The following is a 25,055-nucleotide window of genomic DNA, read 5'->3' as shown; positions in this document are numbered from 1 at the left end:
CACGCGCGTGCGTCGTCATCCGGGCTGCCCGGCCGTTTCGCCTGCGTGCGCCGCGTGGCCGGCCGCTTCGTCGCGCCGCGTGAACACCTCGTGCGCGGCGAACAGCGCGTTGAGCGCGGCCGGCATCCCCGCGTACACGGCCATCTGCATGAAGATCTCGACGATCTCGTCGCGCGTGCAGCCGACGTTCAGCGCGGCCTCGATATGCACCTTCAACTGCGGCTGCGCGTTGCCGAGCGCGGCCAGCGCCGCGATCGTCGCGATTTCGCGCGCTCTCAGGTCGAGCTGCGGCCGGCTGTAGATGTCGCCGAAGCTGAATTCGACCAGGAGCCGCCCGAAATCCGGCGCGATCGGCGCCAGCGCCGCAATCACCCGCTCGCCCACCTCACCGTCGATTTCCTTCAGTTTGTTCCAGCCGCGCGTGTAGCGATCTTCAACGAGTCGTTCCATGATGTCCGTCCTGTTCCGATAAAGCGTGAGAGGGGTGGGCCCGTCGCGCCGTATCCCGTTCCTGTGCCTCGTAGTACGCGATCTTGTCGCTGATCGCGTCGAGGCTCGCCTGCAGCTCCGCGATATGCGCGCGCACCGCGTCGCGATGCGCGACCAGCAGATCGCGCCGCGCGCCGAAGGTCGGCTCTCCCTGCGCGCGCAGTGCCGCGAACGCCTGCATCTGCGCGATCGGCATGCCGGTCGCCTTCAGGCGCATCACGAAGGCCAGCCAGTCGAGGTCGGCCGGCGCATAGAGCCGGTGTCCGGCCGCCGTGCGCGAAATCGCACGCAGCAGGCCGGCCTGCTCGTAGTACCGCAGCGTATGCGTCGACAAGCCGGTCGTTTCGGCGACCTGACCGATCGTCAGCGGGCCGGCGGAGGAAGGTTGGGATACGGTTTTCGACATGGCAGGAACAAGGTTAGGAGTTAGAGTTCACTCTAAGTCAAGCGCTATCGAACGGCCAGTGCGACATTCGTCGGCGACTGCCCGGCGACACCGTAAAGAATGGTCAAAATCACGTGCCGGCGCGGGTTTCGGTCTTTACAGCGCCGCAAGCCTTCAGCAAGATTCGGTCAGCTTGTCTTAAAAAGGGCACGCATTTGTCCTATGCTTAACGGCGACGCCCGGCCAGGTCTCGCCCCGCCGTCCGTTGCAACAACCATTCATCCGTCAGAACCAGGGAGCCTTTGCCATGCTGAAAAAGCTGCTGATGTTGTTCGTCGCGCTATCGCTGTCGCTCGCCGCAGGTCTTGCCGCGGCCGTCGAAGTCAACACGGCCGACCAGGCCGCGCTCGAATCCGTGAAGGGTCTCGGGCCCGTGAAGTCGAAGGCGATCATCGACGAACGCACCAAGAACGGCCCGTTCAAGGACGCGGACGATCTCGCGAATCGCGTGAAGGGCCTCGGCACGAAGTCGGTCGGGCATCTCGAGGAAAACGGTCTGACGATCGGCGGCTCGGCGACGCCGCCGAAGGGCGTGAAGCTGTCGAAGCCGGCCGCGACGACGTCGGCCACCACGTCGGCCGGTACGGCGTCGACGTCCACGACCGCGACGGCCGGCACGACGGCCACTGCGCCGGCGGCAAGCGCGCCGGATGCGGCGGCGAAGCCGGCCAAGGCCAAGCGCATGACGAAGAAGGAAAAAGCGGCCGCGGCCGCAGCGGCGTCCGCCGATGCGGGTGCGAGCGCACCGGCCGCGGCGTCGTCGACGAAGGCGACGAAGGGTTCGAAGAAGAAGAGCAAGAAGGACAAGGCCGCCTCCGCCGCCACGGCGTCGGGCGCCTGATGTGCGCCGCGCGCGCGACGGCGTGCGCGCGGCATTCGTTCAAACGGGCGTCCACTGCGTGACGCCCTTATCGGTAAAGGTGAAGAACCATGGGTCTCCTCGACATCGTTGGCGGTCTGCTCGGCGGCCAGGCCGGCGGCAACTCGCAAAGCGCGCTGATCACGACCGCGCTCGAATTCATCAACAACCAGCCGGGTGGCCTGAACGGCCTGATCGAGAAGTTCAAGGCCGGCGGCGCCGGCGACATCATCGGCTCGTGGGTCGGCACCGGCCAGAACCAGCCGATCTCGCCGGACACGCTGCAGAACGTGCTCGGCTCGGACGCGATCGGCGCGCTCGCGAGCAAGTTCGGCGTCGATCCGGCGATGGCCTCGACCGTGCTCGCGCAGGTGCTGCCGCACGTCGTCAACCACGCGACGCCGGACGGCGCGGTCCCGGCCGACGGTCAGGCGCAGGTCGACCCGTCGAACGTGCTCGGCTCGCTGTCGCAGATCGCCGGCATGTTCGGCGGCAACAAGCAGGGCTGACGCACCGCGTCGTTGCGACGCGCCATAAGCAAACACCCCGCCGAGGCGGGGTGTTCGTTTTTGCACGCCCGGCGCGAAGCGGGGCTGCGGGGCGATGGCCGGAAGCCGGCGATCAGTGAACGACGCGGTCGAACACGAACTTGCCGTCGTGGACGTCGACCGGAATCACGTCCTTCGGACCGAAGCGGCCCGCGAGGATGAGCTTCGCGACCGGGTTCTCGATCTCCTGCTGGATCGCGCGCTTCAGCGGACGCGCACCGAACAGCGGGTCGTAGCCGACCTTCCCGATCTGTTCGAGCGCCGCGTCGGACACGTCGAGCGCCATGTCGAGCTTCGCGAGCCGATCGTGCAGGCGCGCGAGCTGGATCTTCGCGATCGACTCGATGTTGCTGCGGTCGAGCGCATGGAACACGACGACGTCGTCGATCCGGTTCAGGAACTCGGGGCGGAAATGCTGCTTCACCTCGAGCCACACGGCGTCCTTGATCTCTTCCTGCGGCGCACCCGTCATCGCCTGGATCACCTGCGAGCCGAGGTTCGACGTCATCACGATCACCGTGTTCTTGAAGTCGACCGTGCGCCCCTGCCCGTCCGTCATGCGGCCGTCGTCGAGCACCTGCAGCAGCACGTTGAACACGTCCGGATGCGCCTTCTCGATCTCGTCGAGCAGGATCACGCTGTACGGCTTGCGACGCACGGCTTCCGTCAGGTAGCCGCCTTCCTCGTAGCCGACGTAGCCCGGCGGCGCGCCGATCAGCCGCGCGACGCTGTGCTTCTCCATGAACTCGCTCATGTCGATGCGGATCAGGTGCTCTTCCGAATCGAACAGGAACGACGCCAGCGCCTTGCACAGCTCGGTCTTGCCGACCCCGGTCGGGCCGAGGAACAGGAACGAGCCGTACGGACGTTTCGGATCGGCGAGCCCCGCGCGCGACCGGCGGATCGCGTCGGCCACCGCGCTGATCGCCTCATCCTGGCCGACCACGCGCTCATGCAGCTTTTCCTCGATGTGCAGCAGCTTCTCGCGTTCGCCCTGCATCATCCGCGACACCGGGATCCCGGTGGAACGCGACACGACTTCCGCGATTTCCTCCGCCCCGACCTGCGTGCGCAGCAGGCGCGGGCGCGTCGGGTTGTGCTGCTCCTGCTCTTCGGCCTGCGTGACCTGCTTCAGCTGCGCCTCGAGCTGCGGCAGCTTGCCGTACTGCAGCTCGGCGACCTTCTCCAGCTTGCCTTCACGCTGCAGCCGCGCGATGTCGGCGCGCACCTTCTCGATCTCTTCCTTCAGTTGCGCGCTGCCCTGCACCGCCGCCTTCTCGGCCGTCCAGATTTCTTCGAGATCCGAATACTCGCGACCGAGCCGTTCGATCTCTTCCTCGATCAGTTGCAGGCGCTTCTGCGACGCTTCGTCCTGCTCCTTCTTCACCGCTTCGCGCTCGATCTTCAACTGGATCAGGCGACGATCGAGCTTGTCCATCTCTTCGGGCTTCGAATCGATTTCCATCTTGATCTTCGACGCAGCCTCGTCGATCAGGTCGATCGCCTTGTCCGGCAGGAAGCGGTCGGTGATGTAGCGATGCGACAGCTCGGCCGCGGCGACGATCGCCGGGTCGGTGATGTCGACGCCGTGGTGCAGTTCGTACTTCTCCTGCAGCCCGCGCAGGATCGCGATCGTCGCCTCGACGCTCGGCTCGTCGACGAGCACCTTCTGGAAGCGGCGCTCGAGCGCGGCGTCCTTCTCGATGTACTTGCGGTATTCGTCGAGCGTGGTCGCGCCGATGCAGTGCAGCTCGCCGCGCGACAGCGCCGGCTTCAGCATGTTGCCCGCATCCATCGCGCCTTCGGCCTTGCCCGCGCCGACCATCGTGTGGATTTCGTCGATGAAGACGATCGTCTGGCCTTCGTCCTTCGCGATGTCGTTGAGCACCGCCTTCAGGCGCTCCTCGAATTCGCCGCGGTACTTCGCGCCCGCGAGCAGCGCGGCCATGTCGAGCGACAGCACGCGCTTGCCCTTCAGCGTTTCAGGCACTTCGCCGTTGACGATGCGCTGCGCGAGCCCTTCGACGATCGCCGTCTTGCCGACGCCCGGCTCGCCGATCAGCACCGGGTTGTTCTTGGTGCGGCGCTGCAGGATCTGGATCGAGCGGCGGATTTCGTCGTCGCGGCCGATCACCGGATCGAGCTTGCCCGCACGGGCGCGTTCGGTCAGGTCGACCGTGTATTTCTTCAGCGCCTCGCGCTGGCTTTCCGCATCCTGGCTGTGCACCTGCGAGCCGCCGCGCACCGCGGCGATCGCGGCTTCCAGCGCCTTGCGCGTGAGGCCGTGCTGACGCGCGAGCTTGCCGGCTTCGCCCTTGTCGTCGGATACGGCGAGCAGGAACATCTCGCTCGCGATGAACGTGTCGTTGAGCTTCTGCGCTTCCTTGTCGGCCTGGTTCAGCAGCCCGGCCAGTTCACGGCCGATCTGGATGTCGCCGCCCGTGCCCGTCACTTGCGGCAGGCGCGAGATCGCTTCGTTCAGCGCGCCTTGCAGCGCCTGCACGTGCACGCCTGCGCGCGACATCAGCGAGCGGGCGGAACCGTCCTGTTGCGCGACCAGCGCCGCGAGGACGTGAACGGGTTCGATGTATTGATTGTCGCGGCCTGCCGCGAGGCTTTGGGCGTCCGCGAGTGCTTCCTGGAACTTGGTGGTGAGCTTGTCGATTCTCATTTAGTCGAGACCTCCAATTTTCGATTACCACCAAGATGAGGATGGTTATGCGGCTTTCAAGCGAAATTCGGGTTGATTCAGCGCAAAAATCGATGGACCGGCTCGACGCGGCCCGGGAACCGGCCCTGGCCGGATCGCGGCGTGCGGCGCGCGCGTGTCAGCCGGCCTTCGACGGCGACTCGGCGGGCACGGCAGCCTCTTCAGGCGACGCTGCGGCCGGTACGCGCACGAGCGGATGGATGCCGAGCAACGCCGCGAGCGGCGCAGCGGGTTCGACCAGTTCGCCGATCGTGTGACCGTCGAGTGCGGCGAAGAACGCGTCGCGCGCAGCGGCCAGTACGCCCTTGAGGCGGCACTGCGGCTCGATCACGCAGCCGCGCGCCTCGCCATCGGCCGAGAAGCAGCCGACCAGCGCGAAATCGCTCTCGGTTGCGCGCACGACCTCGCCGACTGTCAGTCGCAGCGATTCGGGGAACAGCCGCAGCCCGCCATTGCGGCCGCGCACGGTGTCGACCCACCCGAGTTCGCCGAGCTGCTGGACGACTTTCATCAGATGGTTCTTCGAGATGCCGTAGGCGTCCGAGATCTCCTGGATCGTCGCGAGTCCCTCGCCGCGCACGGCAAGGTACAGCATCACGCGCAGCGAATAGTCGGTGTAGTCGGTGAGTCTCATGGGCGAATACGGAAAAAATCGATCGTGTACCGGATACGTAAGCCGGACCGATCGGGATGCGCACGGAGCCGGTCGGCGCCCCTGTTCCGCGGCCCCGGATTGCCGGAATGGCGCGCACGCAATAAGATGCGTGACATCTGCACGTTTTTCAGCGGTTATTGGACGTTATTTTGCGTCAAAATCCGGCCGGCGTCCTGACCGATGCCAGCGCCGCCGCCCCGTCGTTGCCCCTCTGCCGGCCCTTTTGCCATGACCGTCCCGCCCGCCTCGCCCGAACCCGCACCGGCCCGCCCTCGCGACGCCGAGCCGACCGAAGAGAACATCCGCGATCTCGTCTACGCGTTCTACGACCGCGTGCGCGCCGATCCGCTGCTCGGGCCCGTGTTCGACGCGAAGCTGGCCGGCCGCTGGGACGACCACCTGCCGAAGATGGTCACGTTCTGGTCGAGCCTCGTGCTCGGCACCAAGGGCTATCGCGGCAACGTGCAGCAGGCGCACCAGCCGCTCGACGGGATCGAGCCGGCGCATTTCGGCCGCTGGCTGTCGCTGTTCCTGAAGACGGTCGAGACGCGCTACGCGCCGCCGGCGGCGATCCGCTTCATGGAACCCGCGCTGCGGATCGCGCAGAGCCTGCAGTTGAGCCGGTTCGGCTGGGATTATCGGATTCCGCCCGAGCAGCAGGCGCTGCTCGATGCGATCGCGCCGCGCCGTCGCGATACGGGCGACGATTCGCACGCGTTGCCGTCACCCGCGTCGCGACGGCGCGGCGAGCCGTTTCCGACGAAGATCATCGGCCGCGGCACCGATCCGGACGCGTAACGCGGCGCCATCGCACGCGACGCCTGCGCGCGTGCGACACCACGTCGCATCACCCGGCAGCGCCCCGCTCAGCGCGGTGCGTTGCCCGATTCGATCCCCCAGCGCGCGAGCGCGGCATCGTCGGTGCTGCGCGCATCGACCCAGCGCTCGCCATCGGGCGTGGTTTCCTTCTTCCAGAACGGCGCGTCGGTCTTCAGGTAGTCCATCACGAACTCGCACGACGCGAATGCATCGCCGCGATGCGACGCGACCGTCGCGACCATCACGATCTGGTCGAGCGGCAGGAGCCGGCCGACGCGATGCACGATCGCGACGTCGATGCCCGGCCAGCGCCGGGCGGCCTCGGCGGCGATCTTCTCGAGCGCCTTCTCGGTCATCCCCGGATAGTGCTCGAGCTCCATCGCGGCCACCGAATCGCCTTCGTTCAGGTCGCGCACAGTCCCGACGAAGCACGCGATCGCGCCGATCTTCGGGTTGCGCGCGCGCAATGCCGCGACCTCGGCGTTCAGGTCGAAATCGTCGGTCTGGACTCGTATCGTTGCCATCGCCCGTGCCTCAACCGCCCGTCACCGGCGGAAAGAACGCGACCTCGCAACCGTCGGTGAGCCGCGTGCCGGGATCGGTCATCTCGTGGTTGCACGCCATGCGCAACGCGCGCCCGTCGGCAAGCGTCTCGGCCCATGCCCCCCCGCGCGTACGCAGCCAGGCGCGCACGTCGCCCACGGTCGTCACGCTGTCCGGCACGTCGGCCTGCTCGTCGGCGACGCCCAGTGCCTCGCGCACGCTTGCAAAAAATTTCAGCTGAATCTTCATGGTTCGGGAAGCCGTCGGATTACGACAGCAGTTCGGAAAACGGAATGAAACGCACGGTCTCGCCCGCGCTGATCGCGTGCTGCGGCGGATTGTCGATCAGGCCGTCACCCCAGACGGTCGACGTCAGTACCGCCGAGCTCTGGTTCGGGAACAGGTCGAGGCCGCCAGCCGCGTTCACGCGCGCGCGCAGGAATTCGTTGCGCCGGTCGCCCTTGCCTTGCGAGAAGTCGGCACGCAGCGACAGCGCGCGCGGCGCGACGTCGCGCACGCCGGAAAGGCGCAGCAGGAACGGCCGCACGAACAGCAGGAACGTGACGAAACTCGATACCGGGTTGCCCGGCAGCCCGATGAAGTGGGCATCGGCGCGATCGTCGCCGCGGCGCACCGCACCGTACGCGAGCGGCTTGCCGGGCTTCATCGCGATCTGCCACAGTGCGAGCCGCCCTTCGGCCTCGACGGCCGGCTTCACGTGATCCTCGTCGCCGACCGATACGCCGCCGCTCGTCAGGATCACGTCGTGATCGCGCGCGGCCGCGCGCAGCGTGTCGCGCGTCGCGGCGAGCGAATCGGGCACGATGCCGTAGTCGGTGACGTGGCAGCCGAGCCGCTCCAGCAGCCCGCGCAGCGTGAAACGGTTCGAGTTGTAGATCGCGCCGGGCTTCAGCGGCTCGCCGGGCATCGTCAGTTCGTCGCCGGTAAAGAACACCGCGACGCGAATCCGCCGCGCGACCGGCAATTGCGCGCAGCCGACCGACGCGGCGAGGCCGAGCGCCTGCGGCGTGAGCCGCGTGCCGGCCGGCAGGATCACCGAGCCCTGCCGGATATCCGCGCCCTGCGCGGTGATCCATTCACCGGCCTTCGGCGTATGCAGGATCTCGACCGCATCGCCGTCGGCCGCCGTCTGCTCCTGCATCACGACCGCGTCGGCGCCGGGCGGCACCGTCGCGCCAGTGAAGACCCGCGCGGCCGTGCCGGCCGCGAGCGGCGCGGCCGGATGACCGGCCGGAATGCGCTGCGACACCGGCAAACGCCGCTCGCCGTGCAAAAGGTCGGCGACGCGCACCGCATAGCCGTCCATCGCGCTCGTATGCATCGGCGGCACGTCGAGCGGCGAGCTCACGTCGGCCGCCAGCACGCGGCCGAGCGCATCGAGCGTGGCGACGGTTTCGGTGCCGGGCAACGGCTTCGCGGCATCGAGCAGCGCGGCGAGCGCTTCGGCGGTCGACAGCATCGGCGCGCGCGGCGCCGCGGGGTTCGGGTTCGACATCGATGGAATCGGGGATCGTTGGAGTCAATACGTCATTGTAGCGACGCCATCGCGCGGGCGCGCGACATGGCGGACATGCGCAAACTGTGATGCGCGCGAATGCGCGAGTCTGGCACTGGTTTTGCCGCGCGGCAGCGCCAAACGAAACGGCCGGAACCCCGATCCGTTCGACGAATCGGCATTCCGGCCGTGCTGCGCAGCCGGGCCCGCGGCCCGGCCGAGCGTCATGCGCCCGTATGGGCGGCGATGAAGTCCTTCACCTGCTGCGCGTCGGCCTTCACGACCTCGAAGCGCTGCGGCAGCGCCTCGAGCCCGTCGAACGCGGCCGGACGCTCGGCTTCGCGATCGAGCGCTTCGCGAATCGTCTCGCCGAACTTGATCGGCTGCGCGGTTTCGAGCACGACCATCGGCACGCCCGCATCCAGATGCTCGCGCGCGACCTTCACGCCGTCGGCCGTGTGCGTATCGATCATCGTGTCGTAACGCGAGAACACGTCGCGGATCGTCGCGATGCGGTCGGTGTGGCTGCTGCGGCCCGACACGAAACCGAACTCGGCCACGCGCGCGAAATCGCCGCTCGCGGCGAGATCGAAGCCGCCCTTCTCCTCGACGTCGCGGAACAGCTGCATCACGCGCGCCGGATCGCGGCCGAGCAGGTCGAACACGAAGCGCTCGAAGTTCGACGCCTTCGAGATGTCCATGCTCGGGCTGCTCGTGTGATAGGTGTTCTCGGCGCTGCGCACGCGATACGCGCCGGTGCGGAAGAACTCGTCGAGCACGTCGTTCTCGTTGGTCGCGACCACGAGCTTCGCGATCGGCAGCCCCATCATCCGCGCGATGTGCCCTGCGCACACGTTGCCGAAGTTGCCCGACGGCACCGTGAACGACACGCGTTCGTCGTTGGACTTCGTCGCCGCGAAATAGCCCTTGAAGTAGTACACGACCTGCGCGACGACCCGCGCCCAGTTGATCGAGTTGACCGTGCCGATCTTCTGCTGCGCCTTGAACGCGTGATCGTTCGACACCGCCTTCACGATGTCCTGGCAATCGTCGAACACGCCTTCGACCGCGAGGTTGAAGATGTTCGGGTCCTGCAGGCTGAACATCTGCGCCGTCTGGAACGCGCTCATCTTCTTGTGCGGCGACAGCATGAACACGCGCACGCCGGCCTTGCCGCGCATCGCGTATTCGGCCGCGCTGCCGGTGTCGCCGGACGTCGCGCCGAGAATGTTCAGCGTCTGCCCGTGCTTCGCGAGCGTGTACTCGAACAGGTTGCCGAGCAGCTGCATCGCCATGTCCTTGAACGCGAGCGTCGGGCCGTTCGACAGTTCGAGCAGCGAGATCGGCGCGCCGTTCTCGGTGCCGAGCGTCTTCAGCGGCGTGATGTCGGCTGCGTTTTCGCCATGGCGCGTGTTGCTGTACACGGCGGCCGTGTACGTGCGGCGCGTGATCGCGCGCAGGTCGTCGGCCGGCACGTCGTCGCAGAACTTCGACAGGATCTCGAACGCGAGATCCGCGTACGGCAGCGTGCGCCAGCGCGCGAGCTCGTCGGCGGACACCTTCGGATACTCAGCCGGCAGGTAGAGCCCGCCGTCCTTCGCGAGACCGCCGAGCAGGATGTCGGAGAACGTGTGGCGCTCGCCGATGCCGGCGCCGCGCGTGGAAATGTAGTTCATGTCGTCCTCGGCTCAGTTCAGCGCTTCCATGCGCAGCTTCGTTACCTTCGAGACCACCGTCGCCAGGCTCTCGATCTGCGCGATCGCCGCGTTGACGTTCTTCTCGAGCGTCTCGTGCGTGATCAGGATGATGTCGGTCTCGCCGTTCGCGCCGTCGATCTGCTCCGACTCCTTCTGCAGCAGCGCATCGATCGAGATGCCCGACTCGGCGAGGATGCGCGTGATCGCGGCGAGCACGCCGGTCTGATCGGCGACGCGCAGGCGCAGGTAGTAGCCGCTCGTCACTTCCTCGATCGGCAGGATCGGCGTGTTCGACAGGCTGTCCGGCTGGAACGCGAGATGCGGCACGCGATGCTCCGGGTCCGCCGTGTGCAGGCGCGTGACGTCGACGAGATCGGCGACCACGGCCGATGCGGTCGGCTCCGCGCCCGCGCCCTTGCCGTAGTACAGCGTCGTGCCGACCGCGTCGCCGCGCACGACGACCGCGTTCATCGCGCCTTCGACGTTCGCGAGCAGGCGCTTTTCCGGGATCAGCGTCGGGTGCACGCGCAGTTCGATGCCGTTTTCGGCGCGGCGCGTGATGCCGAGCAGCTTGATCCGGTAGCCGAGCTCTTCCGCGTAGCGGATGTCGGTCGCGTCGAGCTTGCTGATGCCCTCGACGTACGCGCGGTCGAACTGCACCGGCACGCCGAACGCGATCGCGCTCATGATCGTCGCCTTGTGCGCGGCGTCGACGCCCTCGATGTCGAAGGTCGGATCGGCTTCCGCGTAGCCGAGCTCCTGCGCGGCCTTCAGCGCGGTCGCGAAGTCGAGCCCGCGGTCGCGCATTTCCGACAGGATGTAGTTGGTCGTGCCGTTGATGATGCCCGCGATGTACTGGATGCGGTTGGCGGTGAGCCCTTCGCGCAGCGCCTTGATGATCGGGATGCCGCCGGCGACGGCCGCCTCGAACGCGACCATCACGCCCTTCGCGCGCGCCGCTTCGAAGATTTCGGTGCCGTGCACCGCGAGCAGCGCCTTGTTGGCCGTCACGACGTGCTTGCCGTTCGCGATCGCGCGCAGCACGAGGTCGCGCGCGATGCCCGTGCCGCCGATCATCTCGGCGACGATCGCGATCGACGGATCGTCGACGACCGCGTTGAAATCGTCGGTGATCTGCGCGGTGCCGGCATTGCCGCCGAGCGCGGCCAGCGCCTTGGCCGGGTTGCGCACCGCAATGCGCGTCACCTCGATGCCGCGCCCCGCGCGTCGCTTGATTTCTTCCTGGTTGCGGCCCAGCACCGTGAAGGTGCCGCTGCCCACCGTGCCGAAGCCCAACAGGCCAACTTTGATCGGTTCCATGCTGCGTGTGATCGATGAGTAAGAAGTAGTGAGTGCCGTGTGGCCCTGCCGCTCAGGCCGAATGGCGCTTGCGGTAGCCGTCGAGGAAGCGTGCGATCCGGTTGATCGAATCGGTCAGGTCGTCGAGGTTCGGCAGGAAGACCACGCGGAAGTGATCCGGGCTCGCCCAGTTGAAACCCGTGCCCTGCACGAGCAATACGCGCTCCTCGAGCAGCAGGTCGAGTATGAACTGCTGGTCGTTCTGGATCGGATAGATTTTCGGATCGAGGCGCGGGAACATGTACAGCGCGGCCTGCGGCTTCACGCAGGTCACGCCGGGGATCGACGTGAGCATGTCGTACGCGAGCTCGCGCTGCTTGTACAGGCGCCCGCTCGGCACGATCAGCTCGTTGATGCTCTGGTAGCCGCCGAGCGCCGTCTGGATCGCGAACTGCCCGGGCACGTTCGCGCACAGGCGCATCGACGACAGGATGCCGAGCCCCTCGAGATAGTCCTTCGCGCGCCGGCGGTTGTCGCCGCCGAGGCCCGACACGGCCATCCAGCCCGCGCGGTAGCCGCACGAGCGATAGCTCTTCGACAGGCTGTTGAACGTGACGGTGATCACGTCCTCCGACAGCGCACCCAGCGCCGTGTGCTCGAGGCCGTCGTAGACGATCTTGTCGTACACCTCGTCCGCGAACACGATCAGCCCGTGCTGGCGCGCGATCTCGAGCAGTTCGAGCAGCAATTCGTCCGAATAAAGCGCGCCCGTCGGGTTGTTCGGGTTGATCACGACGATCGCCTTCGTGTTCGGCGTGATCTTGCGGCGGATGTCGTCGAGATCGGGCATCCACGCGTTCTGCTCGTCGCAGATGTAATGCACCGGCGTGCCGCCCGACAGGCTGACCGCGGCCGTCCACAGCGGGTAGTCGGGTGCCGGCAGCAGCACTTCGTCGCCGTCGTTCAGCAGCGCCTGGGTCGCCATCACGATCAGCTCGGACGCGCCGTTGCCGATGTAGATGTCGTCGAGGCCGACGCCCACGACGCCCTTTTCCTGCGTGTAATGCATCACGGCCTTGCGCGCCGAGAACACGCCCTTCGAATCCGAGTAGCCGGACGACGCCGGCAGGTTGCGGATCATGTCCTGGATGATCTCGTCCGGCGCGTCGAAACCGAACGGCGCGAGGTTGCCGATGTTCAGCTTGATGATGCGGTGGCCTTCTTCCTCGAGGCGCTTGGCGTGCTCGAGCACCGGGCCACGGATGTCGTAGCAGACGTTGAGCAGCTTGTTCGACTTCTGAATCGGTTTCACGACGACACGGTTCCTGGCTTGGCCTTGCGGCCGGGGGGACGGGATCAAAACTGGAAAGCGGCCGGTCTGTGCGCGCTGTCTAGACTGGGAAAAAGCGGGCGGTCGGGCGCGGCTTGTGGCGACGCGCGACGCAAGTGGCGCCCGGGGGCGACCAAAAAGTTATAATTTAGCGGATTTTGGCCGACTTTCGCAATGCACCATGGCCGCGCCGGGCCTGCGCCGTCAGGCGTCCCGCGTGCCCCGGGCGAGCGAAACCGGCCATTCGGGCCCGTGTGGCCTGCGACACATTCCCCTACGGAACCGCGGAATACCGACTTGAAACTGCACCAGGACACGAGCGGCGCGCTCAACACCGTCACCGGCTACGGCCCCGATTATGTCGACGTCAATCTCGAACGCCATGAAACGAGCGTCATCGTGCTGCCCGGCGCGCCGGTCCAGGCATGGCCCGTGTCGTCGTTCGACGCGCTCGCGCCCGAGCATTTCGCGATGCTGCTCGACCCGACGCCCGAACTCGTGATCTTCGGCAGCGGCGCGCGGCTGCGCTTCCCGCACCCGCGGCTCGTCGCCGCGCTCACGGCGAAGCGGATCGGCGTCGAGACGATGGATTTCCAGGCGGCCTGCCGCACCTACAACATCCTGATGGCCGAGGGCCGCAAAGTCGCCGCCGCGCTCTTAATTGAACGTTAATCCCCGATGCGGTAAAACTCGGGCCGGCGCAGCGGATCGATCCCCTAGATCGGCCCGGCGAAGCCGCCCGCCGCCGGCGCAACCCGCCGGCGGCCCGTCACATCAACCAACAGGCTGAAAATCCATGAACGATACGCCGTCGAGGCTACCGCTCAATCGCATCACGCTCGTCCTCCTCGTCGTCGCGCTCGCGATCGTCTGGTTCTCGCCGCTCGGGCTGCGCCACCTGATTCCGAGCGACGAAGGCCGCTACGCGGAAATGGCGCGCGAAATGTTCGTCACCGGCGACTGGATCACGCCGCGCTACAACGGCTACAAGTATTTCGAGAAGCCGCCGCTGCAGACCTGGCTGAACGCGCTCACGTTCGCGTGGTTCGGCATCGGCGAATGGCAGGCGCGCCTGTACACGGCCGTCGCGAGCTTCGCCGGCGTGCTGCTGGTCGGCTACACCGGCGCGCGCCTGTTCAATCCGCTGTCCGGCTTCCTCGCCGCCGTCGTGCTTGCCAGCGCGCCGTACTGGAACCTGATGGGCCACTTCAACGCGCTCGACATGGGGCTCGCGTTCTGGATGTCGCTGTCGCTCTGCTCGCTGCTGCTCGCGCAGCGGCCCGGGCTGCGCCCGGCCGCCGCGCGCGGCTGGATGTGGGCGTGCTGGGCCGCGATGGCGTTCGCGGTGCTGTCCAAGGGCCTCGTCGGCCTGATCCTGCCCGGCGCGGTGCTCGTGCTCTATACGCTGATCGCGCGCGACTGGGCGCTGTGGAAGCGCCTGTACCTGGTGAGCGGCCTCGTGATCTTCTTCGCGATCGTCACGCCATGGTTCGTGCTCGTGCAGCAGCGCAACCCCGAGTTCTTCAACTTCTTCTTCATCGTCCAGCAGTTCCGCCGGTATCTGACCCCGGAACAGAACCGCCCGGGGCCCCTCTACTACTTCGTGCCCGTGCTGCTGGTCGGTTTCCTGCCGTGGCTGTCGGTCGCGTGGCAGAGCATCCGCCATGCGCTGCGGATGCCGCGCCAGCCGAACGGCTTCGCGCCGATGCTCGTGCTGCTGATCTGGAGCGCATTCATCTTCCTGTTTTTCAGCGCGTCGCATTCGAAGCTGATCTCGTACGTGCTGCCGGTCGCGCCGGCGCTCGCGCTGATCATCGGCGCGTACCTGCCGCTGATGAGCGCCGACCGGTTCCGCCGCCACCTGCTCGGCTACCTCGTGTTCTTCGTCGTCGCCGCGTTCGGGATCATCTTCCTCGCGTACCAGGGCGACGCCCGCACGCCGAACGCGCTGTACCGCGCATTCCAGATGTGGCTGTACGCGGGCCTCGCGGTCGCGGCCGCGCTGACGCTCGCGGCCGCGTGGCTGAATCGCCGCGCGGGCGTGGCCGCCGCGCTCGCCGCGTTCGGCGCCGCATGGCTCGCGTTCGGCACGATCGGCGGCACCGGGCACGACGAGTTCGGCCGCTACAGCTCGGGCGCGCTGCTCGCGCCGGCCGTGCGCGCCGAACTGGCGAAACTGCCGCCCGACACGCCGTTCTACTCGATCGAGATGCTCGACCACACGTTCCCGTTCTACATGGGCCACACGACGATCATGGTCCAGCGCCAGGACGAGCTCGCGTTCGGGATCTCGATGGAGCCGAACAAGTGGATTCCGACCGTCGACGCGTGGATCACGCGCTGGAAGCAGGAAACCCATGCGCTCGCGATCATGCCGCCCGGTCAGTACGACACGCTGGTCAAGCAAGGCGTGCCGATGCGCGTGATCGCGCGCGACAACCGCCGCGTGATCGTCGAGAAACCGCAATCGTAAGCAAGGACGCCCGCCGCATGAATCCCGTCTCGTTCGTCTGCATCATCACCGGGGTGATGCTCAACGCCTGTGCGCAACTGCTGCTGAAAGCCGGCGTCAACGCCGTTGGACACTTCGAATTCAGCCGTGCGAACATCCTCCCGGTCGGCCTGAAGATCGCGACCCAGTTGCCGATCATCGGCGGCCTCGGCTGCTACGTGCTGAGCGTCGTGGTCTGGATCGTCGGGCTGTCGCGGGTCGACGTGTCGATCGCGTACCCGATGCTGTCGCTCGGCTACGTCGTCAACGCGTTCGCGGCCTGGTACCTGTTCGGCGAAGTGCTGTCGGTCCAGCGCCTGGTCGGCATCGGCATCATCCTGATCGGCGTGCTGGTGCTCGCACGAAGCTGAGCCTGTCCGCCGCGTTAAGCGTCCGCCTACAAAAAATCACGGTGCGATTGCGCCAACCGGTGTTTAATGCCGGTTTCGGCCGGGATCGCCCGACCCTTTTATTACACGCCATTACAGCCCAACGCGCTCATGAGCCAGACTACCGCTCCGTTTCTGCCGTTCACCCGCCCCGAGATCGATGAGGAAACCATCCAGGGCGTCGTCGACGTGCTGCGCTCGGGCTGGATCACCACCGGCCCGCAGTGCCAGAAGTTCGAAGCGGCGCTGTCGGAGTACTGCGGCGGCCGTCCGGTCCGCGTGTTCAACTCCGGCACCTGCACGCTCGAGATCGGCCTGCGCATCGCGGGCGTCGGCGCCGGCGACGAGGTGATCACGACGCCGGCGTCGTGGGTCTCGACCAGCAACGTGATCATCGAGACGGGCGCGACGCCCGTGTTCGCGGACATCGATCCCGTCACGCGCAACATCGACCTCGACAAGCTCGAGCAGGCGATCACGCCGCGCACGAAGGCGATCATCCCCGTGTACCTGTCCGGCCTGCCGGTCGACATGGACCGCCTGTACGCGATCGCTCGCGCGCACAAGCTGCGCGTGATCGAGGATGCGGCGCAGGCGTTCGGCTCGACCTGGAACGGCAAGCGCATCGGCGCGATCGGCGACCTGGTTTCGTTCAGCTTCCACGCGAACAAGAACCTGACGACGATCGAAGGCGGCGCCCTCGTGCTGAACAACGACGAAGAAGCGACGCTCGCGCAGAAGTACCGGTTGCAGGGCATCACGCGCACCGGCTTCGACGGGATGGATTGCGACGTGCTCGGCGGCAAGTACAACCTGACCGACGTCGCCGCGCGTGTCGGCCTGGGCCAGTTGCCGCACCTCGAGCGCTTCACCGCGCAGCGCCGCGCGCTCGCCCGTGCGTATTTCGCCGCGTTCGACGGCAGCGCGGCCGTGAAGCTCGGCGTCGGCCTGCCGGTCGCCGAATTCGAGAACGGCAACTGGCACATGTTCCTGGTCACGCTGCCGCTCGAGCGGCTGACGATCTCGCGCGCCGAGTTCATGGCGCAGATGAAGGAACGCGGGATCGGAACGGGCATCCACTACCCGGCGATCCATCTTTTCACGCTGTACCGTGCGCGCGGCTTCAAGGAGGGCATGTTCCCCCACGCCGAACGGTACGGCGCGTCGACCGTCACGCTGCCGCTGTTCACGCAGATGACGGAAGACGACGTGCGTCGCGTGGTCGACGCCATCAACCAGATTTGCGAACAATACGGAAAATAAGCGTACATGAGTCACCTTGAAGCACGCGCCGGTCATCCGGTCGCCGGACAACCCGAAGTTTCGGTCATCATCCCCGTGTACAACGAGGAAGACGGCCTCACCGCGCTGTTCGCGCGGCTGTATCCGGCGCTCGACGCACTCGACACGTCATACGAAGTGATCCTGATCAACGACGGCAGCCGCGACCGCTCGGCCGCGATGCTCGCCGATCAGTTCCACGTACGTCCCGACACGACGCGCGTCGTGCTGCTCAACGGCAACTACGGCCAGCACATGGCGATCCTCGCCGGTTTCGCGCAATCGCGCGGCGACATCGTGATCACGCTCGATGCAGACCTGCAGAATCCGCCCGAGGAAATCGGCAAGCTGATCGCGAAGATGCGCGACGGCTACGACTACGTCGGCTCGATCCGCAAGCAGCGCCAGGACAGCCTGTGGCGGCGCAAGGCGTCGCAGATGATGAACCGCCTGCGCGAGCGCATCACGCGCATCAAGATGACCGACCAGGGCTGCATGCTGCGCGCGTACAGCCGCCGCATCATCGACACGATCAACGTGTGCGGCGAAGTCAACACGTTCATCCCGGCCCTCGCGTACACGTTCGCGCAGAACCCGACCGAAATCGAGGTCGCGCACGAGGAGCGCTTCGCCGGCGAGTCGAAATACTCGCTGTACAGCCTGATCCGGCTGAACTTCGACCTCGTGACGGGCTTCTCGGTCGTGCCGCTGCAGTGGCTGTCGTTCATCGGCGTGATCCTGTCGCTCGGCTCCGCCGCGCTGTTCTTGCTGCTGCTCGTGCGCCGCTTCATCGTCGGCGCGGAAGTGCAAGGCGTGTTCACACTGTTCGCGATCACGTTCTTCCTGCTCGGCGTGATCATCTTCGCGCTCGGCCTGCTCGGCGAATACGTCGGCCGCATCTACCAGCAGGTGCGCGCCCGCCCGCGCTATCTGATCCAGGCCGTGCTCGAGCAGCACGACGGCATGCCGGCGGTGCCGGCCGGCGCGGACCGTTCGAGGGCCGCGCAATGAAGCCGCGCGCAGTCGTCTTCGCGTATCACAACGTCGGCGTGCGCTGCCTGCAGGTGCTGCTCGCGCGCGGCGTCGACGTCGCGCTCGTCGTCACGCACGAGGACAACCCGAACGAGAACATCTGGTTCGGCAGCGTCGCGTCCGTCGCGGCCGAACACGGCATTGCGGTGCTCACGCCGGCCGATCCCGCGGATCCGGCGCTGCGCCGCGCCGTGCTCGATGCGCAGCCCGACTTCATCTTCTCGTTCTACTACCGGCACATGCTGCCGGTCGACCTGCTCGCGATCGCGCCGAAGGGTGCGTACAACATGCACGGTTCGCTGCTGCCGAAATACCGGGGTCGGGTACCGACCAACTGGGCGGTGCTGAACGGCGAAACCGAAACCGGCGCGACGCTGCACGAGATGGCCGCCAAGCCCGACGCGGGCGCGATCATCGGCCAGACCGCGGTGCCGATCCTGCCGGACGACACGGCCGCGCAAGTGTTCGACAAGGTCACGGTGGCCGCCGAGCAGACGCTCTGGCGCGTGCTGCCCGCGCTGCTCGCGGGCGAGGCGCCGCACCTGCCGAACGATCTCGCGACCGGCAGCTACTACGGCGGGCGCAAGCCCGAGGACGGCCGCATCGACTGGTCGAAGCCGGCCGCGCAGGTCTACAACCTGGTGCGCGCGGTCGCGCCCCCGTATCCGGGCGCGTTCACGGACCTCGACGGCACCCGCTTCGTGATCGCGCGTGCGCGCCTCGCGGCGCCCGGCAGCGCGGCGGCAGCGGCCGCGGCAGATTTGCCGCCCGGCCTGCACGTAAGCGATAATGCGCTATTCGGCGTCTGCGGCGACAGCCGCGCCCTATCCATTCTCGAGCTGTGGCAGCAGCGCGACGGCAGCGAAACCGCTGTGACGCCCGCGGAATTCGCGCAGTTCATTCATTCTTCCCGTCATTCATGAAAGCAAAAAAAGTCCTGATCCTGGGTGTGAACGGCTTCATCGGCCATCACCTGTCGAAGCGCATTCTTGAAACCACCGATTGGGAAGTGTTCGGCATGGACATGCAGACCGACCGGCTTGGCGACCTCGTCAACCACGAGCGGATGCATTTCTTCGAAGGCGACATCACGATCAACAAGGAGTGGGTCGAGTATCACGTGAAGAAGTGCGACGTGATCCTGCCGCTCGTCGCGATCGCGACGCCCGCCACCTACGTCCAGCAGCCGCTGCGCGTGTTCGAACTCGACTTCGAGGCGAACCTGCCGATCGTGCGTTCGGCCGTCAAGTACGGCAAGCACCTCGTGTTCCCGTCGACCTCCGAGGTCTACGGCATGTGCTCGGACGAGCAGTTCGACCCGGATGCATCGGCCCTCACCTACGGCCCGATCAACAAGCCGCGCTGGATCTACGCGTGCTCGAAGCAGCTGATGGACCGCGTGATCTGGGGCTACGGGATGGAAGGCCTGAACTTCACGCTGTTCCGTCCGTTCAACTGGATCGGCCCGGGCCTCGACTCGATCTACACGCCGAAGGAAGGCAGCTCGCGCGTGGTCACGCAGTTCCTCGGCCACATCGTGCGCGGCGAGAACATCAGCCTCGTCGACGGCGGCTCGCAGAAGCGCGCGTTCACCGATATCGGCGACGGCATCAGCGCACTGATGAAGATCATCGAGAACAAGGACGGCGTCGCGTCGGGCAAGATCTACAACATCGGGAATCCGAAGAACAACTTCTCGGTTCGCGAACTCGCGCACAAGATGCTCGAACTGGCCGCGGAATTCCCCGAGTACGCCGATTCGGCCAAGCAGGTGAAGCTCGTCGAGACGACGTCCGGCGCCTACTACGGCAACGGCTATCAGGACGTGCAGAACCGCGTCCCGAAGATCGACAACACGATGCAGGAGCTCGGCTGGGCGCCGCAAGCGACGTTCGACGACGCGCTGCGCAACATCTTCGAAGCGTATCGCGGCCACGTCGCCGACGCACGCGCGCTCGTCGAACAGCAAGGCTGAGCGGGACGTTCGCTTGGCTCGCATCGTCCTCAAGATCGACGTCGACACGCTGCGCGGCACGCGCGAAGGCGTGCCGAACCTCGCGCGCATCTTCGACCGCTTCAGTGCGCGCGCGACCTTCCTCTTCAGCCTCGGGCCCGATCACACGGGCTGGGCGCTGCGGCGCGTGTTCCGCCCCGGCTTCCTGAAGAAGGTGTCGCGCACGTCGGTGGTCGAACACTACGGCGTGAAGCAGCTGATGTACGGCGTGCTGCTGCCGGGCCCCGACATCGGCCGCCGTGCGATCGCCGACATGCGCGCGATTCACGAGGCCGGCTTCGAATGCGGAATCCACACGTGGGATCACGTGTACTGGCAGGACAACGTCCGCGTGCGCGATCGCGACTGGACCGCGCGTGAAATGCAGAAGAGCCACGCGCGCTTCATCGACATCTTCGGCGCGCCGCCCGTTACGCACGGCGCGGCCGGCTGGCAGATGAACGATTCCGCGTTCGAGCAGATCGATGCATGGGGGATGCGCTACGCATCCGACGGCCGCGGCCATTCGCCGTACCTGCCGGTCGTCAACGGCCGCACGCTGTCGCACGTGCAGATGCCCACCACGCTGCCGACGCTCGACGAAGTGCTCGGCATCGACGGCGTCGACACGCACAACGTCGCCGCGCACATCCTCAAGTTCACCGAAACCAATCCGCACGACCAAGTGTTCACGCTGCATGCGGAGCTGGAAGGCCAGAAGCTCGCGCCCGTGTTCGAGCAACTGCTCGCCGGCTGGCGCGCGCAAGGCCATACGTTTGCGACGATGGGCGACTACCATGCAGCGCTGGACCGCGACTCGCTACCATCGTACCCTGTCACGTGGGGCGAAATCCCCGGCCGCTCCGGCGAACTGATCGTCCAGCCCGACTGAGTTCGCACGAGCCGGCGTCGCCCGCGCCGCCCCTGGGGCGCGTGCCGCGGCGACGCACTGCCGAACCGCGCCGCCGCAGCGGCGCCTTTGCATAACAACAGGAGAAACACGTGTCCGTCGAAGTTGACCGTCAAGTTCCCGATTTCACCGCACCGGCCACGGGCGGCGACATTTCGCTGTCCGACCTGAAGGGCAAGAAACTCGTGCTGTACTTCTATCCGAAGGACAACACGCCGGGCTGCACGACCGAAGGGCTGCAGTTCCGCGACCTCTATCCGAAGTTCAAGAAAGCCGGTGCGGAAGTCATCGGCGTGTCGCGCGACAGCCTGCGCTCGCATGACAATTTCAAGGCAAAGCTCGAACTGCCGTTCCCGCTGATTTCCGATGCCGACGAAGCGCTGTGCGCGCTGTTCGACGTCATCAAGATGAAGAAAATGTATGGCAAGGAAGTGCGCGGAATCGAGCGCTCGACGTTCCTGATCGACGCCGACGGCGTGCTTCGCCACGCATGGCGCGGCATCAAGGTGCCAGGCCACGTGGACGACGTGCTAAGTGCTGTACAAGCGCTTTGAGGCGCGTTATATTGGGCCGCAATGAATGCCAGTTCGCCCCATATTTCTCGTAGCTGCGCCGGTGCCCGTTGCGATGCTTCCCGGCACCTGACGCGGATCACGACGGTATCAGCCGAGCCGCATGTCCCTGTCGACGGGGCAGCGGCTTTTTTTATGGTTTGCGCGCCGGCCTTCCCCGGTCCGGCCCTTAACGCATCGAGGAGCTGATCGACACTTAGGCGAACCGGCTAGACGAACTTCCTGTGCGCCACCGCGCGCAAACTGCATGCGTCTACGTCACGCAGGATGCGATCAGCGGCGCATGCCATGCGACACGATTCCTCCCGAGGGACACCATGCCTTTGCCTACTCCCCCCAGCAAGCTCGGCAGCCTGCTGCCGCCCGACGAATACAAGGCGAAAGCGCGGCCCGCGAAAGCCGCGAAGAAATCCGCCGAAGGGGACGCATCCACAGCCGGTGACTATGGTCCGGCGAGCGTGGCCCAACCGATGACCGAAGCCGCGAACACGGCCGCGCCGCTGCGCGCCGTCGCCTCGCCGGCGCCGGATGCCGCGGGCGCACCCGCACGCGGCCGCAAGACGAAACAGACGGCCGCCCTGCTGCAGCCGATGCGGGCACCCGCCGAACCCGCGGCACCGGCCGTTGCGCGCAACGACAAGCCGGCCGCCGACAAACCGGCGGCCGCCCCCGCGCGCAATACCGGCGCCGCGACGAAGTCGCGCGGCCGCAAGCCCGCCGAAGCCGAACTGCAGAAACTTTTCGTGCTCGACACCAACGTGCTGATGCACGACCCGAGCAGCCTCTTCCGCTTCGAGGAACACGACGTCTATCTGCCGATGATGACGCTCGAGGAACTCGACAACCACAAGAAGGGGATGTCCGAAGTCGCGCGCAACGCACGCCAGGTCAGCCGCACGCTCGACGCGCTCGTCGCCGACGGCGGCCCGATCTCGGCCGGCATCCCGCTGTCGCGGCTCGGCAGCCGCGAGGCGCTCGGCCGCCTGTACTTCCAGACGAAGCTCGCGGACATCGCGCCCGTCGAAGGCCTGCCCGAAGGCAAGGCCGACAACCAGATCCTCGGCGTCGTGCGCGCGCTGCAGCGCGACCGGCCGGATCGCCAGGTCGTGCTGGTGTCGAAAGACATCAACATGCGGATCAAGGCGCACGCGCTCGGCCTGCCCGCGGAAGACTACTTCAACGACCAGGTGCTCGAGGATTCGGACCTGCTCTACACCGGCGTGCGCGAGCTGCCGCAGGACTTCTGGACCAAGCACGCGAAGGGGATGGAGAGCTGGCAGGACACGAAGACGGGCACCACGTACTACCGCGTGACGGGCCCGCTCGTCGCGTCGATGCTCGTCAACGAGTTCGTCTATCTCGAGCCGCAGAACGGCGAGCCGACCTTCCACGCGATCGTGCGCGAACTGAACGGCAAGACGGCGCTGCTGCAGACGCTGCGCGACTACAGCCACCACAAGAACAACGTGTGGGGCATCACCGCGCGCAACCGCGAGCAGAACTTCGCGCTGAACCTGCTGATGAACCCCGAGATCGACTTCGTCACGCTGCTCGGCCAGGCCGGCACCGGCAAGACGCTCGTCGCGCTCGCGGCCGGTCTCGCCCAGGTGCTCGACGACAAGCGCTACAACGAGATCATCGTGACGCGCGCGACCGTGCCCGTCGGCGAGGACATCGGTTTCCTGCCCGGCACCGAGGAAGAGAAGATGCAGCCGTGGATGGGTGCATTCGACGACAACCTCGAAGTGCTGCAGAAGACCGACGACGCGGCCGGCGAATGGGGTCGTGCCGCGACGCAGGAGCTGATCCGTTCGCGCCTGAAAGTGAAGAGCATGAACTTCATGCGCGGCCGCACGTTCGTCGACAAGTACCTGATCATCGACGAGGCGCAGAACCTGACGCCGAAGCAGATCAAGACGCTCGTCACGCGCGCGGGCCCCGGCACGAAGATCGTGTGCCTCGGCAACATCGCGCAGATCGACACGCCTTACCTGACCGAAGGCAGCTCGGGCCTGACCTACGTCGTCGACCGCTTCAAGGGCTGGGGCCACAGCGGCCACGTGACGCTCGCACGCGGCGAACGCTCGCGACTCGCCGACTACGCGTCGGACATCCTCTGACGACACCGGCCGCCCTGGCGGCCGGCTTTCGACGCCACGCGGCGCTCCGTTTCCGGAGCGCCGTTTTTATTTGGGGTCGAAGACAAAAGTAACACTTCGTCGCGCAACAACGCAGTTTACGCGCGAAACTTCAAGTAAATTCTCAAGAATGGTTGCTTAAGCCCCGCCGGTGCGTCTACCATCGGGTCTGTCTGTTGTCATACGATTCGCGAGCGCACCGTGCTCGCCCGCCTTGCCATGCTTCGAATCTGGGTTCCCGTTGCTGTCGTTTCACTGCTTGCGGCCTGCTCCAGCGTGCCGCCGCAGTCGGCATCGCGCCCCGCGTCCGGCATGAAGATCACGACGCCGCGCGCCTTCCCCGCCCCCGCCAATTTCCCGAATTTCGTCGATCACAGCGTCGGCCAGGAAGAAATCTCGATCCAGGCGATGAGCCTCGTCGGCGTCCCGTATCGCTGGGGCGGCAACACGCCGACGAGCGGCTTCGACTGCAGCGGGCTCGTGCGCTACGTGATCGGCCGTGCGGCCGACGTGAACCTGCCGCGCACGACCGCCGACATGAGCGGCCGCGGCGTGTCGGTCGAGCCCGACCAGATCGCGCCGGGCGACCTGATCTTCTTCAATACGACCGGGCGGCCGCATTCGCACGTCGGCATCTATGTCGGCAAGCTGCGCTTCGTCAATGCGCCGTCGACGGGCGGCACCGTGCGGCTCGACTACCTGACGAATCCATACTGGGCGAAGCGCTTCGACGGCATTCGCCGCGTCGCGCCGCCGCGCGGCGCGCCTACGCCGTTCGATGCGCCGACCTACGAGGCAAAGCGTGACGAGCCGCGCAGCGCGCCGGTCGTCTCGCCCGCTCCGGTGGTCGTGACCGCCGCCGCCGCGCCGCTGCAGCCGGCCTATGCGTCGCCGCAAGCTGCCGCTACCCGGACACCCGCACCGGTCATGCCGGCCGCGCAGGTCGCATCGACCGCAGCGGCCCCCTCCGCGGCTGCGGCGGCCGATCCGTACGAACCGCCGCCGCCGCGCATGCAGGCGGCCCGGCAGCAGGCAACGTCCGTGAATGACGGCGCGGGCATCGCCACCATGACGTCGAATGCCGCGCCGGCTACATCGGCCGCCCCGGCCGAGGTCGGCACGCAGATTCCGACCACCGCGCTGACGGCCGCCGAGGCAGCCGCTTTCGACGCGGAGCCGCCGCCGGCCGTCGCAGCGACGTCACCGCGCAGCCCCGAACCGGCTCCCGTGCAGGTATTGCGCGCATCGACGCAGTCCGCGCCGGTCAGCCCGCGCACCGCGACCGCGGACGATCCGATTGCCCGGTTCGCGAGCGGAAGTTACTAGCCCGCTTCCCTCC

24 protein-coding genes and 1 pseudogene are annotated in these 25,055 nt (G+C 66.8%); 14 read left to right on the top strand and 11 right to left on the bottom strand.

The window, feature by feature from the left end:
* Positions 1-15: 15 nt before the first annotated feature.
* Together HWX08_RS17300 and HWX08_RS17295 are read right to left on the bottom strand one after the other, a co-directional pair.
* Positions 16-450 carry a carboxymuconolactone decarboxylase family protein gene (locus HWX08_RS17300; protein WP_069256843.1) on the bottom strand — a complete coding sequence of 145 codons (435 nt, stop codon included), beginning with the start codon at positions 448-450 and terminating at the stop codon, positions 16-18.
* Positions 434-895, bottom strand: a complete 462-nt coding sequence (locus tag HWX08_RS17295; protein WP_069256844.1) for a MerR family transcriptional regulator — start codon at positions 893-895, stop codon at positions 434-436. Before HWX08_RS17295 ends, HWX08_RS17300 begins: the two co-directional genes overlap by 17 nt.
* Positions 896-1,181: 286 nt before the next feature.
* On the opposite strand from HWX08_RS17295, the gene HWX08_RS17290 reads away from it, so the two are divergent.
* Positions 1,182-1,775 (top strand): ComEA family DNA-binding protein, encoded by a 594-nt coding sequence (locus HWX08_RS17290; RefSeq protein WP_174920539.1) that lies wholly within the window; start codon positions 1,182-1,184, stop codon positions 1,773-1,775.
* Positions 1,776-1,864: 89 nt separating this feature from the next.
* On the top strand, positions 1,865-2,302 hold the full coding sequence (locus tag HWX08_RS17285) for a YidB family protein (protein ID WP_069256846.1): 438 nt from the start codon (positions 1,865-1,867) through the stop codon (positions 2,300-2,302).
* Positions 2,303-2,414: 112 nt separating this feature from the next.
* Here the strand turns inward: HWX08_RS17285 and clpB are convergent, their stop codons facing one another.
* Together clpB and HWX08_RS17275 are read right to left on the bottom strand one after the other, a co-directional pair.
* Positions 2,415-5,012 (bottom strand): ATP-dependent chaperone ClpB, encoded by a 2,598-nt coding sequence (clpB, locus tag HWX08_RS17280; RefSeq protein WP_174920538.1) that lies wholly within the window; start codon positions 5,010-5,012, stop codon positions 2,415-2,417.
* A gap of 157 nt (positions 5,013-5,169) precedes the next feature.
* Positions 5,170-5,685, bottom strand: coding sequence for an Rrf2 family transcriptional regulator (locus HWX08_RS17275; RefSeq protein WP_069256848.1), 516 nt, complete (start codon positions 5,683-5,685; stop codon positions 5,170-5,172).
* A 249-nt stretch (positions 5,686-5,934) separates the two neighbouring features.
* Here HWX08_RS17275 and HWX08_RS17270 point away from each other — a divergent pair, with 249 nt between their 5' ends.
* Complete coding sequence (locus tag HWX08_RS17270) at positions 5,935-6,504, top strand: group III truncated hemoglobin (protein ID WP_174920537.1); 570 nt, start codon at positions 5,935-5,937, stop codon at positions 6,502-6,504.
* Between the two features lie 68 nt (positions 6,505-6,572).
* Here the strand turns inward: HWX08_RS17270 and HWX08_RS17265 are convergent, their stop codons facing one another.
* From HWX08_RS17265 to HWX08_RS17240, 6 genes are all read right to left on the bottom strand, one after another.
* Positions 6,573-7,049 (bottom strand): molybdenum cofactor biosynthesis protein MoaE, encoded by a 477-nt coding sequence (locus HWX08_RS17265; RefSeq protein WP_069256850.1) that lies wholly within the window; start codon positions 7,047-7,049, stop codon positions 6,573-6,575.
* 10 nt (positions 7,050-7,059) lie between these two features.
* Positions 7,060-7,317, bottom strand: coding sequence for a molybdopterin converting factor subunit 1 (moaD, locus tag HWX08_RS17260; RefSeq protein WP_069256851.1), 258 nt, complete (start codon positions 7,315-7,317; stop codon positions 7,060-7,062).
* A gap of 19 nt (positions 7,318-7,336) precedes the next feature.
* Positions 7,337-8,584, bottom strand: coding sequence for a molybdopterin molybdotransferase MoeA (locus HWX08_RS17255; RefSeq protein WP_069256852.1), 1,248 nt, complete (start codon positions 8,582-8,584; stop codon positions 7,337-7,339).
* Between the two features lie 224 nt (positions 8,585-8,808).
* Entirely contained in the window at positions 8,809-10,260 is a 1,452-nt protein-coding gene (gene thrC / locus HWX08_RS17250; RefSeq protein ID WP_069256853.1) for a threonine synthase, read from the bottom strand.
* Positions 10,261-10,272: 12 nt separating this feature from the next.
* Positions 10,273-11,601: a homoserine dehydrogenase gene (locus tag HWX08_RS17245; RefSeq protein ID WP_069256854.1), complete on the bottom strand. Its 1,329-nt coding sequence runs from the start codon at positions 11,599-11,601 to the stop codon at positions 10,273-10,275.
* 52 nt (positions 11,602-11,653) lie between these two features.
* Positions 11,654-12,892 carry a pyridoxal phosphate-dependent aminotransferase gene (locus HWX08_RS17240; RefSeq protein WP_107313634.1) on the bottom strand — a complete coding sequence of 413 codons (1,239 nt, stop codon included), beginning with the start codon at positions 12,890-12,892 and terminating at the stop codon, positions 11,654-11,656.
* A gap of 315 nt (positions 12,893-13,207) precedes the next feature.
* Here HWX08_RS17240 and HWX08_RS17235 point away from each other — a divergent pair, with 315 nt between their 5' ends.
* From HWX08_RS17235 to HWX08_RS17195, 9 genes are all read left to right on the top strand, one after another.
* Positions 13,208-13,582: an Mth938-like domain-containing protein gene (locus tag HWX08_RS17235; protein ID WP_012328660.1), complete on the top strand. Its 375-nt coding sequence runs from the start codon at positions 13,208-13,210 to the stop codon at positions 13,580-13,582.
* Between the two features lie 124 nt (positions 13,583-13,706).
* Positions 13,707-15,383 carry a glycosyltransferase family 39 protein gene (locus HWX08_RS17230; RefSeq protein ID WP_174920536.1) on the top strand — a complete coding sequence of 559 codons (1,677 nt, stop codon included), beginning with the start codon at positions 13,707-13,709 and terminating at the stop codon, positions 15,381-15,383.
* A 17-nt stretch (positions 15,384-15,400) separates the two neighbouring features.
* Positions 15,401-15,772, top strand: coding sequence for an EamA family transporter (locus tag HWX08_RS17225; RefSeq protein WP_044847242.1), 372 nt, complete (start codon positions 15,401-15,403; stop codon positions 15,770-15,772).
* 129 nt (positions 15,773-15,901) lie between these two features.
* A complete protein-coding gene (locus HWX08_RS17220; RefSeq protein WP_174920535.1) occupies positions 15,902-17,053 on the top strand; it encodes a DegT/DnrJ/EryC1/StrS family aminotransferase in 1,152 nt (383 codons plus the stop codon).
* 6 nt (positions 17,054-17,059) lie between these two features.
* On the top strand, positions 17,060-18,082 hold the full coding sequence (locus tag HWX08_RS17215; protein WP_174920534.1) for a glycosyltransferase: 1,023 nt from the start codon (positions 17,060-17,062) through the stop codon (positions 18,080-18,082).
* Positions 18,079-19,026 (top strand): formyltransferase, encoded by a 948-nt coding sequence (locus HWX08_RS17210; protein WP_069256859.1) that lies wholly within the window; start codon positions 18,079-18,081, stop codon positions 19,024-19,026. The genes HWX08_RS17215 and HWX08_RS17210 overlap by 4 nt, the downstream gene beginning before the upstream one ends.
* Entirely contained in the window at positions 19,023-20,078 is a 1,056-nt protein-coding gene (locus HWX08_RS17205; RefSeq protein ID WP_006482864.1) for a bifunctional UDP-4-keto-pentose/UDP-xylose synthase, read from the top strand. Before HWX08_RS17210 ends, HWX08_RS17205 begins: the two co-directional genes overlap by 4 nt.
* 13 nt (positions 20,079-20,091) lie before the next feature.
* Positions 20,092-20,988, top strand: coding sequence for a polysaccharide deacetylase family protein (locus HWX08_RS17200; RefSeq protein WP_069256860.1), 897 nt, complete (start codon positions 20,092-20,094; stop codon positions 20,986-20,988).
* 110 nt (positions 20,989-21,098) lie between these two features.
* On the top strand, positions 21,099-21,560 hold the full coding sequence (locus tag HWX08_RS17195; protein ID WP_014896859.1) for a peroxiredoxin: 462 nt from the start codon (positions 21,099-21,101) through the stop codon (positions 21,558-21,560).
* Positions 21,561-21,758: 198 nt separating this feature from the next.
* On the opposite strand, the pseudogene HWX08_RS34390 reads toward HWX08_RS17195, so the two are convergent.
* Positions 21,759-22,000: pseudogene (locus HWX08_RS34390) on the bottom strand (hypothetical protein); the annotation flags it as partial.
* Between HWX08_RS34390 and HWX08_RS17190 the strand changes: the two are divergent.
* On the top strand, positions 21,896-23,698 hold the full coding sequence (locus tag HWX08_RS17190) for a PhoH family protein (protein WP_069256861.1): 1,803 nt from the start codon (positions 21,896-21,898) through the stop codon (positions 23,696-23,698). The pseudogene HWX08_RS34390 and the gene HWX08_RS17190 sit on opposite strands and share 105 nt — an antisense overlap.
* A gap of 237 nt (positions 23,699-23,935) precedes the next feature.
* Positions 23,936-25,042 (top strand): C40 family peptidase, encoded by a 1,107-nt coding sequence (locus tag HWX08_RS17185; protein WP_174920533.1) that lies wholly within the window; start codon positions 23,936-23,938, stop codon positions 25,040-25,042.
* The last annotated feature ends 13 nt before the right edge of the window (positions 25,043-25,055 follow it).

The sequence above is a fragment of the Burkholderia metallica genome, assembly GCF_902832845.1.
GTDB lineage: Bacteria > Pseudomonadota > Gammaproteobacteria > Burkholderiales > Burkholderiaceae > Burkholderia > Burkholderia metallica.
This window is presented reverse-complemented; position numbering and strand designations above follow the sequence as displayed.